The following is a 12,842-nucleotide window of genomic DNA, read 5'->3' as shown; positions in this document are numbered from 1 at the left end:
ATGAACTACCAAAACGAATGGAAGTTGTTTGCTGCTAGTGATAGTGCTGATGAGATGGAACACCGACCATTAACTGAAGAGTTCTTGTTTTATCAAGCAGTTTCTACTGGAGATGTTGAAGCTGTCCGAAAAAATTGTGAACAAGAGCGTTTTACAGAAAAAGACGGTGTTGGTCAGCTTTCACGAAATCCGGTGACAAATTTGAAATACCATTTTGTCATCACAACGGCTCTTATCACACGCATGTGTGGACAAAACGGCATGGAACTTGAACAAGCATTTCGTCTTAGTGATTTTTATATTCAAAAGTTAGATGACATCCACACTGTTCAAGAGGTTCAAAATTTACATGATGAGATGGTTATTGATTATACCGAAAAAATGAGGCGAAGTATTCAAAAGGATGTAACTTCTAAACACGTTGCAGCTTGTAAGGATTACATTTATTGCCACATCAAAGAGCGTATTACCGTTGAACAGATGGCTATGGAATACGGAGTTTCCCCAAGTTATCTATCACGTTTGTTTAAAAAAGAGGTTGGCGTTTCGGTAAGTTCTTATGTTAGGGGTAAGAAAATGGAAGTTGCCAAAGATTTGCTAAAATTTAGTGACTATTCCATGATTGAAATTGCTAATCACCTGTCCTTTTCCTCCCAAAGCCATTTTATTCAACAATTTAAAGAGACGGTAGGCATTACTCCTAAGAAATATCGAGATACCCATCACACTGTCAAATGGGATAAAAATGTTTCAACGAAAGAAAATAAGGAATAACAAGGTCAGCAACAAATTCCCATTCAAAGAAATTAACTAAATGCGAAATGTATGAGTAAAATTAAAGTTGAGAAAGGTAAGTTGACTAAGTGTTATTTTGGTTTTCACAAGGGACAAGCGTATGGTTGTGAATTGCCTCTCATCCCATAATTCCGATGAACTAAACAGTAGCCTGTATCGTTTAGCTACAGACTTATCTAACCTCAAAGAAAATCAAAAATAGCAAGTTCAAATCTTTTCTTAGCTGTCAGCATCTAAATTATCGTGATTCCTTTTCATTACGAACAGTTTTCTCTTTCTATATTTTCAAAGATGATATTGAAATAAAATAAGTTTACCTTGGCGCGCGTGTAAGAAGAAGTACAGAAACCTAAGAAGAAATGTGGTTAAAAAAGCTAAGACGAGTTCTGTGATACGTACTCGCTTGGTTCTGTGTGCCAAACGCTACGGAAGAAGCTATGCAAAAATTGGATGACTTTATGGACTAAGTCCTGCTCAATAAGGACCAGATGGACATCATCTACGTATTGGTACAGGTGGCATTCGCGAAGGTGTAACTAAGTACTTCTGTCATAACAAACATGTCAAATCCTTTGGCTACGCCCCACAAAGTACAGGTAGCTCAGGCTGCACTATTGCTAATTTGGGGTGAAAAACATTAGAACAAAGCAAAAACCATGAGGACGCCCCCATGGTTTTGTGATATAGATTAGGTGATTACCACGAATAGACTATCAGTTTCATAATAAATGTAATGTACCCAAAGATTTTTGTTGACAAATGTAGACGAACGAGATAAAATAAATCTACAAATGTAAACGAAAGGAGTTTGCCATGCCAATTTCAAATGCAGAATGGGAAATCATGCGGGTGGTTTGGGCCAAGGAGCAGACCACCAGCGGTGAGATTTTGACTGTGCTTAGTCAAAAGACCGATTGGACGGTGTCAACTGTCAAAACTATGCTCAAACGCCTAGTGGATAAGGGTTATCTGACCACGGTTAAAAGCGGTAAGTCTTTCATTTATAGCGCGTGCTTGACTGAGGAAGATGCTCAGAACGAGCAAGCTGATGAGCTTTTCGCTAAATTCTGCCAGCGCAAGCATCGGGCTATCTTAGAGCACCTGCTGGACAGCACCCCTATGACAATGGCGGATATCGATGCCCTGCAAGCTCTGCTATTGACCAAAAAAGCATCGGCAGTCGAGGAAGTGCCCTGTAACTGCACGCCGGGGCAATGTCGCTGTAAGGAACATTTGGAGGTGAGTGTATGAAAGAAGAAACGTTTGTCATTGATGGCATGACTTGTGCGTCCTGTGTGATTAATGTGGAAAATGCTGTCAAAAAGTTGCAAGGGGTTGAAACAGCTGTGGTCAATTTGACGACGGAGAAGATGACGGTAGACTACAATCCTGACGTGGTGAGCGAGAGCCAGATTGAGCAGGCGGTCGCTGACGCGGGGTATGGGGCAATGGTCTTTGACCCGTCAACTACCAAGAGTCAGGCCGAACGCCAGAGTGAAGCCACACAAAATATGTGGCATAAATTCCTCTGGTCAGCCGTTTTTGCACTCCCCTTACTCTACTTGTCAATGGGCTCCATGATGGGACTTTGGGTGCCAGACATTGTCAATATGTCGCTCCACCCTATGATTTATGGGCTGGTGCAATTGGTCTTGACCCTGCCTGTCATGCATTTTGGTCGCCGCTTTTATGTCAATGGCTTTCGCACCCTCTTTAAAGGCCATCCTAACATGGATGCGCTGGTGGCATTGGCAACGTCGGCTGCCTTCCTTTACAGCCTTTACGGCATTTACCACATTGCGCTGGGACACGCCCATCACGCCCACGAGCTCTACTTTGAGTCGGTTGCTGTGATTTTGACCCTGATAACTTTGGGTAAATATTTTGAAACCTTGTCTAAAGGACGCACATCAGATGCTATTCAAAAGCTCATGAAGCTGTCCGCCAAGGAGGCTACCGTTATCCGTGGCGGTGTCGAGCAGGCTATCCCTATTGAGGAAGTGGTTATCGGCGACCGCATCTTGGTCAAACCTGGTGAAAAAATTCCTGTAGATGGCGTGGTCTTATCAGGACATTCTGCCATTGACGAGTCCATGCTTACGGGTGAATCTATTCCCGTGGAAAAGGTCGCTGACGATAAGGTTTACGGCGCCTCTATCAACGGCGCTGGCGCACTGACCATTCAAGCAGAAAAAGTTGGCGATGAGACCCTCTTGGCACAAATCATCAAGCTGGTGGAGGACGCCCAACAAATCAAGGCGCCTATTGCCAAGATTGCTGACCGTGTTGCGGGTGTCTTTGTTCCGACGGTCATTGCCATCGCCCTTGTGTCAGCTCTCTTCTGGTATTTCGTTATGAGTCAAACCTTTGTCTTTTCCATGACTGTTGCTATTGCAGTGCTGGTTATCGCTTGCCCTTGTGCTCTTGGGCTTGCAACACCGACAGCTATCATGGTTGGTACTGGTCGTGGCGCTGAAAATGGCATTCTCTATAAGCGTGGTGACATCCTCGAAAATGCCCATCATATTGACACCATTGTCTTTGACAAAACGGGGACTATCACGCAGGGCAAACCCCAAGTGGTTGACATCTTTGCTTATCAGGGAACAGCAAAAGACCTTCTTGCACAAGTGGCTTCTATTGAAAAATTATCAGAACATCCTCTGAGTCAAGCTATTGTGGAAAAAGCTAGCGCATACCAAGTGGAATTGGTTGAGGTGACGAATTTTACCTCCTTGACAGGTTTGGGGTTAACAGCTGACCTAGCAGGGCAAATCCTCTATGTCGGGAACCACAAACTCATGGAAGAACAAGGTGTTGACCTGACCGCAGCTGAGCAAGCGGTGCAGGCTGCGACCGAGCAAGGTCAAACTCCGATTTTCATCTCGGCTAATGCAAATCTACTGGGACTTATCACCGTAGCGGACTTAGTCAAGGAAGACAGCAAGACTACTGTCGCTAAATTGCAAGAGATGGGTATTGACGTGGTGATGTTGACTGGTGACAATGCAAAAACTGCGCAAGCCATTGCCAACCAAGTTGGTATCAAGACTGTCATCAGCGAAGTGCTACCAGATCAAAAATCACAAGCCATCCAAAGTCTACAAAGTCAAGGCAAGATCGTTGCTATGGTTGGTGATGGTATCAATGATGCCCCTGCTCTAGCGACTGCCGATATTGGTATCGCTGTTGGTTCGGGGACAGATATTGCTATCGAGTCAGCAGATATTATTCTCATGAAGCCTGAAATTTCTGATGTCATCAAGGTGCTCAGCATTAGTCGCTATACCATTCGTGTCATCAAAGAAAATCTCTTCTGGGCTTTCATCTACAATATTCTGGCTATCCCCGTTGCCATGGGGCTCCTCCATCTTTTCGGTGGACCGCTCCTCAATCCAATGATTGCAGGCCTTGCCATGGGATTCAGCTCTGTGTCGGTTGTCCTCAACGCTCTCCGCTTGAAATACATCAAGTTGGATTTGTAGTAGTTAATTGATTGATGGTTTAATAGAAATCCCTCTTTTACTTTCAGAATATAAGGAGTACTACGGGCAGTTTTACCGCTCACCAACAGGCACTTTCCGCCGTGGGAGTGGGGCAGAAACCCAATTCTATGGTTCTCTCCACTTTCCGATTTCTAGATGTCGACCTGAAACAGTTCACTGGACTGTTTCACTCTCACCCCCGCATAGCTCAAAAGGTTTGGGGAACCTTTTGAGGTTGGAAATGAAGTGAGCGTAGCTCACCACAATAGTATAGGTGCTTTAGCACCAATTAACCGCTGCGCTATGACCCCTAGAATATTTAAGTTCTAGGGGTGGAGGTCTGCGAGACCTAGGCTCGCTGAAAAGGAATGGCTTTAACAGTCTGGAAGACTGTTAAAGGTTGGAAATAGAGCAAGCGAAAGCTTGTATCTATCGTCCATAGGAGGTCGCTTCCGCCTCCCACCACCTAAGGAAAAGTGCAGAAAATGATATTAAGTTGAAAAGACTATAATTAAAAATAATGATAATAAAAAGGAGTCTATCATGGAAAAAACATATGAAATAACCGGCATGAAATGTGACGGTTGCGTCAAAACTGTAACGGAAAAACTTTCCACCGTACGTGGTGTTGAAAAAGTCGTTGTTGACTTGGACAAAAAACAAGCTACCGTAACTGGTAAGCCTTGGGTATGGTCACTCAAACGTGCCCTCAAAGGGACAAAGTTTACATTAGGCAAAGAAGTTTACTAAAAAAACAGGAGTCCTCCTGTTTTTTTAGTTGTAAAAATGATAAACTTATGGAGTAGGAAAATTTTGCTTAGGTGACAAATGACGATAGATGTTTGGGAAATTTTAAGTATTGTTGGCAGTGTGGCTTTCGCCCTGTCAGGAGCCATCGTAGCCATGGAGGAAGACTTTGATCTGCTGGGGATTTTTATTTTAGGATTTGTGACGGCTTTTGGCGGCGGTGCTATTCGGAATGTTCTCATCGGTCTGCCTATCAGTGCGTTGTGGAGTCAAGGACAAGCTTTTCATTTTGCTTTTGCTGCGATGATCTTGCTGATATTTTTCCCAAAATGGGTGGGCAAAGGTTGGATGAAAGCTGAAGTGCTAACAGATGCTATCGGTTTAGCGGCTTTTAGTGTCCAAGGGACGCTTTATGCAGTAAAGTTACATCAACCTCTAAGTGCAGTTATCGTTGCTGCTGTCTTAACTGGAGCTGGTGGCGGTGTGGTTCGAGATGTATTAGCTGGACGAAAACCAAGTGTTCTGCGAAGTGAGATTTACGCTGGCTGGTCTATTTTAGCTGCTCTATTACTTTATTTTAAAATTGCTAAAAACGATCCAGATTATTATCTCTTGGTGCTAGTTTTAACATGCTTACGGATGATTGGCTATTGGCGTCAATGGCATTTGCCTAAAATAAAATGGAAGGTAGACGAAAATGATTAAATTAATTGCAATTGATATGGACGGAACGCTTCTTGATTCCAATAAAAAAATACCAGCAGAAAATATTGTTGCTATCCAAAAGGCAGCTGCAGCTGGTATCAAAGTTGTTCTGTGTACAGGTAGGCCCAAATCTGGAATTTTACCTTATTTTGAGGAGCTTGGTCTGACTGAGGAAGAATACATTATTATGAACAATGGTTGTACTATCTATAGTACAAAAAACTGGGAGTTAATGGACTATGCTCAGGTGACTACAAAAGAATTGGAAAGCCTTTATCAAGCAACGCAAAGTCATCCAGATGTGTGTTTGACCTTAACAGGAGAAGAAAATTATTATGCTGTCGCTAATAAAGTACCAATGCTTGTTCAATATGATGCTGACCTAGTGTTTGCGGAAGCTAAGTCAATTAGCCTAGAAGAAGTAAAGAAAAGCTCCGAGATTATCTTTCAAGCCATGTACATGGCTGAAGAGTCGTTATTAGATTCTTTCCAAAATAGCAAAGAGGCAGAGTTATCTCAAGATTTCAGTGTAGTGCGCAGCCAAGATTACATTTTCGAAGTGATGCCAAAAGGTCACACCAAGGCCAGTGCCCTTAAAAGTCTCTCTGAGAAGTTGGGCTTTTCTCCAGATCAAGTCATGGCTCTAGGAGATGCGGCTAACGACCTTGAAATGCTGGAATTTGCTACTCACAGCGTGGCTATGGGTAATGCAACAGAGGATATCAAGAAGCGCTGTAGATATGTGACTAGCAGCAATGATGAAGCTGGGGTTGCCAAGGCTATCTACGATTATGCATTATAAAAGGAACCCGTTGTGGTTCCTTTGTTGTTTTAAAATGGCAATAGAGGTAAATCCATGGCAGCCAAATCTTCTTCGGCAATACGCATGTTATCTGTAATCCAATTACGAAGAACAGAAATGATAGCACTACTCCAAAAAGAATTGCTGTATGCAATGAGACATTTGCGTTTATACCGCTGGTAGGCGGCAATTCGTTTGGCTATAATCTTGTTCAACAAATCTTCGCAATGGTTTTTGAAAATTAGAGCAAGGATATGAGCCTCTTTGCGAGCTTCTTGGAAAAGATAAAGCCAAGCTTGATAAGTCTGTGTTTTTAGTTCAAATTGTTTTAGACCACGCCCTACCTGGCGGACAGTCTGTTTCAAGAGGCTTTCCAAAATATCTTCTTTTGAGTGGTAGTTACGATAAAAAGCATTGCGTGAAACGCCTGCCTTTTTGACCAATTCTGAGATAGTAATCTGAGAAAGTTGCTTACTTTCCATAAAAAATAGCAGAGCAGTCTCTATGGCTTCCCGTGTTAAAGAGCGATTTTCTGTATTGAATTGGGTTAAGTTTCTGATAGAATTAGCTGAAACCCGCCTTTCAGTCATGACAAATTCTCCTTAGTTGTGACAGCGGACGTTTTTTCAAAAAGAAAAAAAGTCTTTAATGGTATAATTTTAAGTGAAAAGGCTTTATTTGTCAAATAAAGTAAGCAATAAATACGTAAAATCAGGCTTTAAGGCAGAGTTATAGACTAATTGTCCTGAAATTTTATCATTAGAAGGAATTAGACTGGAGGAAGTAGAGATGAAATGGAAAATTGTTGTTGATTCTGGATGTGATTTTAAAACTGTAGAAAATTTACCTGAGGGAGTGTCTTTTCAAAATGTACCTTTAACCATTCAAATTGGTTCTGAAATTTTTGTTGATGACGAGGGTTTAAATATTGACCAAATGATGGAGACATTGTATGCCACCAAATCATCAGCAGGTTCAAGTTGTCCCAGTCCAGATGCCTTTTTACAAGCTTACCAAGGAGCAGAAAATGTCATTGCCATGACTATTACAGGTTCTCTCTCGGGTAGCCAAAATAGCGCTCAACTAGCAAAAAACCTACTTTTGGAGGAAAATCCTGTTGTCAATGTTCACGTGATTGACTCACTGTCAGCAGGAGGAGAAATGGATTTGATTGTTTTGGAACTTATACACCTAATTGAAGCGGGACTGAGTTTTGAGGAAGTTGTGAAGGCCATCACTGATTATCAGTCTAAGACAAAACTATTATTTATTCTTTCTAAGGTTGATAATCTAGTCAAAAATGGGCGCCTTAGTAAGCTTGTTGGCAAAGTTGTAGGTCTTTTAAATATTCGTATGGTGGGAGAAGCAAGTAGTGAAGGAAAACTTGAACTTCTTCAAAAGGCGCGTGGCCAGAAGAAATCTGTAATTATTGCTGTTGAAGAATTACTCAAAGCAGGTTATAAAGGTGGTCGTGTTGTCATTGCACATGCCAATAATATAAAAATCTGCCAACAATTGGCAGAGAAAATTCAAGAAAAATTTCCAGAAGCTAAAGTTACTTTCCTTGCAACATCTGGTTTATGTAGCTTTTATGCTGAAGAAGGTGGTGTATTATTAGGTTACGAAATTTCCTAGTTATCCATTGAAAAGCAAATGTTATTGACTTGATTGACCAAACAAAAGGAGCGAGATTAAATCTTGCTCCTTTTACTTTTTTTGATAGCGATGAGTGTTGTCGTAACAATGAAAAAATCCATTATTAGGGCAGGATAAGCTTTAATAGTCCAATCATAGAAAGACCAAAGTAACATATTTTCAATAATAACCCAGCGTAACCATTGTATTTTATTGGTCATAAACGTTGCAAGGGTATAAGAAATAGAGGATATAATGGGTAAAAAACCAACCCAACCAAGATTATTAAAGTAAGCCCCTAAGCTAAGTTGGAGAAATACAAATAAGGTTGCAGTCGCCCAAGAATACCATTTCTTAATCATCAACAAGTTGCGAATGATAGAAACACTAATAGAAATAGCTCCAGTGTAGCCTCCAAGGAGGAGATTAGCTATCATTGTAAAAATATAATCGGCAACTTGCCAAACAAGCATTCTATCTTTGTGTTTAGTAAAAGCCGAGACGGCAAGACAGCTAGCACCGATAGCAGAGAAAATAAGTCCAATAGACATTATTGCTCCTGCTGAATGGTTTCGGATGTATAAGTTGATGGTGCTTGATTTGAATAAGTATTAGAATAATAAGTATTCATAGAGTCATAACTAGTAACTGCGCTAGCTTGAGAAGCAATAGCTTTAGAGACAGCATCAAGTCGTACCTGAAGTTCAGCTTTTTTTGAGTTATCAGTTAAGGCATCAATGGCTTCTTGAGCAGCAGCAACATTTACAGTAGTTTGCGTCTCCTCAGCAGTCTTAACAGCCTCTTCTGCAGCTGTTTGTTTGGTTAACTCAGCTGAGACCGTATCGATGCGAATCTGCAATTCAGTCTTTTTAACGTCATCTTTAACAGATTTGATGGCTTCTTGAGCAGCAGTCAGATTTTCTTGGCTAGGATTAGACTCCAAAGCTTCAACAGCAGCTTTTGCAGCACTAAGCTCTTTTGATTCCGAATGAGTAGATTGTTCAGTGGATACTTGTTTAGTAGCTACTGATGAGTTTGTAGCATTATTTTTATTTCCAAAAAGGAAGTAAACGCTACCTGCTAAAGCAACCATTAGGATACTTAGAATGAGATAGACAATCTCACTTTTAGAAGTTTTCATTAAAATCCCTTTCGCATTTGTAAAAAATTCCAATACATCCATTATAAACCGGATTTTTCAATAATTCAATACTTTCGTAAGTTTATTATGGTAGAAAGTAACATAGTTTCACAGTAAAGAGGTTATAAGGACTTAGTCTTTATAACCTCCAGGGCATAGTGGTTTTAATTGTTAGCTGAAACATTCTCATTAGATTCAGTATTTGATGATGGTGCTGTTTCGGGAGTTGAAGTACTAGGTGTTTCAGATGGTTGTGGCTCAGAGGTAGGCGTAGGATTAGGTGTGGGCTCCTGACTTGGTACTGGTGTTTGTGAAGGAACAGAAGAATTTGTATTAGGAACAACAACGCTAGGTGTACTATAAGTATAGTTATTGCTATTGTTTTGTTGTGTTTGAGAGGTGTTATCTTGAATTACTGTATTGGCACTTGCCTGTGCTGCTTCTGCAATAGCTTCTAAATTAGCCTTAACAGCAGCAAGACGTTCTTGTAACGCTTTCTTATTTTCCTCTTTGGCAATTTTATTGATAGCTTCTTGAGCAGCAGTCAAATTGTCTTGATTTTGATTATCTTCCAAGGTCTTAACTGCGTTTTCTGCTTCTGCGATAGCATTTTTTTCTGCGGCTTCTTTGGCTAAGTTTATCTTAATAGTATCCAAACGTTTGATGAGATCTTGCTTTTTTTCAGAATCTGGGAGTTTCTTCAATAAGTTATCAATGTTCTTGATACTGGCATCGCTTGGTGCTTTTTCAATACTTGTCAATAAACTCTGAATTTTTGCAATATCTACCTGTGATTCTTTTGATGAATCAAGTTTTTTGTTGGCAGCTGACTGTGCCTTATTTTCATGTACAAAAAAAATTGTCGCTGCAAACAATAGCAATACAGAGCTGGCAGCAAGTGCTAACATTTCTTTCTTTTCAAATTTCATACGGTATCTCCTCGACTTTTTTACTATTATAACATAAAAGTGAGATGTTTTTAATTTTCTGATAAAAAAGCCCTGCATTTCTTTTGTGGGTATACGACCATTTTTGAATTAAATTGTATATAAGTGATAATAACTTTTATCAGAAGAGAATTCGGTCAGCTGCTTCAAAATATTTCATTAAAGAATAAAAATGGTAAATTCTCAAAGTAAGTTCTAGGTCTGAGTCTCCCAGAAGTTACTATGAGAAAACTGCATAAAACCAACAGAATTTAGTCTCAGACTAAGTTCTGTTTTTGACTAAAATGAGGCTTCAAGGGTGTTTTTGGCTTGAAATTGTTGAAAAAAAGAGTACACTAAAGTTACTGGCTCTGAGACGTCTCAAAGTAAGTTCTAGCTATCTGGAATTTGGGATGGGACAAGTTCCTTTCTATTTTTGATTAATTTTTTTGATAAAAACTAGTGATTATTTAGTAATCGTGGAGATTGAATGACGTTCTCAGGGTCAATTTTAGAGATACCCAAAAGTGTTGCCAATTCCTCACCGTAGGTAAATGTAAAGAGTTCATAAGCCGATTTTCCGTTGAAAGAAGCTCGTTTGACGCTGTTGACATGCGAACAAACCAGGTTGATGTCCTCCTGTGTCAAGTTGTCAAACGAACTGCCTTTAGGAAGAATATCTCTGATAAGTGTGTGATTCTTCTCAATTCTCCCTTTCTGGTCAGAACGATTGGGGTCACAGAAGAATAGCTTTGATTCTCCGCGAACATCCCTTTCGATGTCGTCCACTCTGGCGAATTCACCACCATTGTCGGTCAGAATGACAGGGAATAGTTCGCAGAAGTCTATCTCTTTCTGATGCAGGTCGTTTTTGATAATGTAGAGGTGTTTAGCGACCTCATTAGCTGTTTTATTATCAAGCAATCGAGCGAAAATAAAGTTACAGAAGGAGAGGTTGAAGGTTAGAAGAACTTTTCCTCCAATCCGTCCAGTAACGGTGTCCATTTCCAGCCAATAGCTGATGCCTTCTTTTGTGAGAAAGCGTTGGAAGTCCTCATAGGACCGTCCTTCTTTGGCAGTTTTAGGAATGGGAGGAAGATCTCTTGTTCGACGTTTTCTGAATTTCACGACACGGGGGAAATCAATAGGCTTTGTGGAAAGATATCCTTTTTCAAGGTATCGGTAGATAGAAGCTCTGGATGCCGAAAGTTCGTTTGAGGCGATGATGTGGTTGAGATGTTGTCCCTTTTGTATGGCTGAAGAGACAATCTCGTCCATACGATAGAATTCTTCTTTGTTTAGGGCAACGCCTGTTCTCGACTCCGAGAGCTTAGCTTCATAATCAAGCTGAGCTCTTTTGGCATAGTAGAACTGTTTCTGGTATCCACAGTTCAATCTCTTTTTCGGACAGGCATTACAAACGTAGGGAGCCTTTTTGAGCAGAGGGCAGGCCTCACAATTGGAAGCACTAGAGTTCTCTTTTGTCACCCTATTTCTCCGAACTTCTTTTGAAATTGTGGACGGATCTTTTCCTAACTTAGCTGCTATAGCCGAAAAGGTTTTGAGCTGTTCAATTCCTATTTGAATATCATTGCGATCAGAGAGAGTTAAGTGTTTGTTTTTCATTGTCAGTTACCAACTTGTCCCATAGTAAGTTCTACCTTATTTTTTTGTCTCAGTCTAATTTCCAGCTTTGGGGGTAGACTAGAACTTACTTTGAGAATTTAGGAAAGAATAAAAATGGCTAAAAACGAATTGGAAACGCTTGACAAATGAGAAATGAGGGGTATAATGATAGTAACTTTTGTGTTGCTTTGATAGAACAAAAGTGTGAGATTAAATGAATAGTTTTACGAGGAGGATTAAGATGATAAAATTTGATCATGTATCAAAATTGTATGGTGAAAAAGAAGCTCTAAGCGACCTTAATGTGACCATTAACAATGGTGAAATTTTTGGATTGATTGGTCATAACGGAGCTGGTAAAACAACGACAATTAGTATTTTAACATCTATTATTGAAGCCAGTTATGGAGAAGTATATTTGGATGACTTGGCCTTGTCACAACACCGTGATGAAATAAAGAAAAAGATTGGTTACGTTCCAGATTCACCAGATATTTTCCTAAATTTGACCGCCAATGAATATTGGCACTTTCTTGCAAAAATTTACGATATTGATAAGAATCTTGCAGAGGAGCGCATTGAGACGTTGAGCAAACTATTTGATCTTTCTACTCAGAAAGAGGAAATGATTGATAGTTTTTCACATGGAATGCGTCAAAAAGTTATCGTTATCGGTGCTTTGGTTTCAAATCCTGATATTTGGATTTTGGACGAACCCTTGACAGGACTTGATCCTCAGGCTTCTTTTGACTTGAAGGAATTGATGAAAGAGCACGCAAAAGCGGGAAATACAGTAATTTTCTCCACACATGTACTCCAAGTAGCAGAGCAATTGTGTGATCGAATTGGAATTTTAAAACAAGGGAAACTAATTTTTGTTGGAACATTAGATGAGCTTAAAGCAAACCACCCAGAAAAAGACCTAGAAACAATCTATTTGGAAATGGCTGGTCGCAAATCACAAGAAGTGGGGTGAATAA

13 protein-coding genes and 1 pseudogene are annotated in these 12,842 nt (G+C 40.3%); 9 read left to right on the top strand and 5 right to left on the bottom strand.

Features of this window, described 5'->3' with window-relative positions; translation table 11 throughout:
• From ABZ559_RS10590 to ABZ559_RS10560, 7 genes and pseudogenes are all read left to right on the top strand, one after another.
• Positions 1-774 carry an AraC family transcriptional regulator gene (locus ABZ559_RS10590; protein WP_367006335.1) on the top strand — a complete coding sequence of 258 codons (774 nt, stop codon included), beginning with the start codon at positions 1-3 and terminating at the stop codon, positions 772-774.
• 309 nt (positions 775-1,083) lie between these two features.
• Positions 1,084-1,426: pseudogene (locus ABZ559_RS10585) on the top strand (Smr/MutS family protein); the annotation flags it as partial.
• A 182-nt stretch (positions 1,427-1,608) separates the two neighbouring features.
• Positions 1,609-2,046, top strand: a complete 438-nt coding sequence (locus ABZ559_RS10580; RefSeq protein ID WP_277290544.1) for a CopY/TcrY family copper transport repressor — start codon at positions 1,609-1,611, stop codon at positions 2,044-2,046.
• Positions 2,043-4,280, top strand: a complete 2,238-nt coding sequence (locus tag ABZ559_RS10575) for a heavy metal translocating P-type ATPase (RefSeq protein ID WP_367006333.1) — start codon at positions 2,043-2,045, stop codon at positions 4,278-4,280. The genes ABZ559_RS10580 and ABZ559_RS10575 overlap by 4 nt, the downstream gene beginning before the upstream one ends.
• Before the next feature lie 543 nt (positions 4,281-4,823).
• Entirely contained in the window at positions 4,824-5,030 is a 207-nt protein-coding gene (locus tag ABZ559_RS10570; protein WP_367006332.1) for a heavy metal-associated domain-containing protein, read from the top strand.
• A 78-nt stretch (positions 5,031-5,108) separates the two neighbouring features.
• Entirely contained in the window at positions 5,109-5,732 is a 624-nt protein-coding gene (locus ABZ559_RS10565) for a trimeric intracellular cation channel family protein (RefSeq protein WP_367006330.1), read from the top strand.
• The gene (locus ABZ559_RS10560) at positions 5,725-6,534 is read left to right on the top strand and encodes a Cof-type HAD-IIB family hydrolase (protein ID WP_367006328.1); all 810 of its coding nucleotides are present in this window, start codon (positions 5,725-5,727) and stop codon (positions 6,532-6,534) included. Before ABZ559_RS10565 ends, ABZ559_RS10560 begins: the two co-directional genes overlap by 8 nt.
• Positions 6,535-6,563: 29 nt before the next feature.
• Here the strand turns inward: ABZ559_RS10560 and ABZ559_RS10555 are convergent, their stop codons facing one another.
• Positions 6,564-7,124, bottom strand: a complete 561-nt coding sequence (locus ABZ559_RS10555) for a TetR/AcrR family transcriptional regulator (protein WP_273403557.1) — start codon at positions 7,122-7,124, stop codon at positions 6,564-6,566.
• Positions 7,125-7,323: 199 nt separating this feature from the next.
• On the opposite strand from ABZ559_RS10555, the gene ABZ559_RS10550 reads away from it, so the two are divergent.
• Positions 7,324-8,169: a DegV family protein gene (locus ABZ559_RS10550; protein ID WP_367006327.1), complete on the top strand. Its 846-nt coding sequence runs from the start codon at positions 7,324-7,326 to the stop codon at positions 8,167-8,169.
• Between the two features lie 56 nt (positions 8,170-8,225).
• On the opposite strand, the gene ABZ559_RS10545 is transcribed toward ABZ559_RS10550, so the two are convergent.
• The 4 genes from ABZ559_RS10545 to ABZ559_RS10530 form a co-directional block, all read right to left on the bottom strand.
• Positions 8,226-8,720, bottom strand: a complete 495-nt coding sequence (locus ABZ559_RS10545; protein WP_367006326.1) for a YgjV family protein — start codon at positions 8,718-8,720, stop codon at positions 8,226-8,228.
• Complete coding sequence (locus ABZ559_RS10540) at positions 8,720-9,310, bottom strand: peptidase (protein WP_367006325.1); 591 nt, start codon at positions 9,308-9,310, stop codon at positions 8,720-8,722. Before ABZ559_RS10540 ends, ABZ559_RS10545 begins: the two co-directional genes overlap by 1 nt.
• A gap of 164 nt (positions 9,311-9,474) precedes the next feature.
• Positions 9,475-10,239, bottom strand: coding sequence for a hypothetical protein (locus ABZ559_RS10535; RefSeq protein WP_018375643.1), 765 nt, complete (start codon positions 10,237-10,239; stop codon positions 9,475-9,477).
• A 456-nt stretch (positions 10,240-10,695) separates the two neighbouring features.
• Positions 10,696-11,862, bottom strand: a complete 1,167-nt coding sequence (locus ABZ559_RS10530) for an IS30 family transposase (RefSeq protein ID WP_367005779.1) — start codon at positions 11,860-11,862, stop codon at positions 10,696-10,698.
• 241 nt (positions 11,863-12,103) lie between these two features.
• Between ABZ559_RS10530 and ABZ559_RS10525 the strand changes: the two genes are divergently transcribed.
• Positions 12,104-12,838 (top strand): ABC transporter ATP-binding protein, encoded by a 735-nt coding sequence (locus tag ABZ559_RS10525; RefSeq protein ID WP_018375642.1) that lies wholly within the window; start codon positions 12,104-12,106, stop codon positions 12,836-12,838.
• Positions 12,839-12,842 lie beyond the last annotated feature (4 nt).

Source organism: Streptococcus sp. ZY19097 (assembly GCF_040731245.1).
Lineage (GTDB): Bacteria > Bacillota > Bacilli > Lactobacillales > Streptococcaceae > Streptococcus > Streptococcus orisratti.
This window is presented reverse-complemented; position numbering and strand designations above follow the sequence as displayed.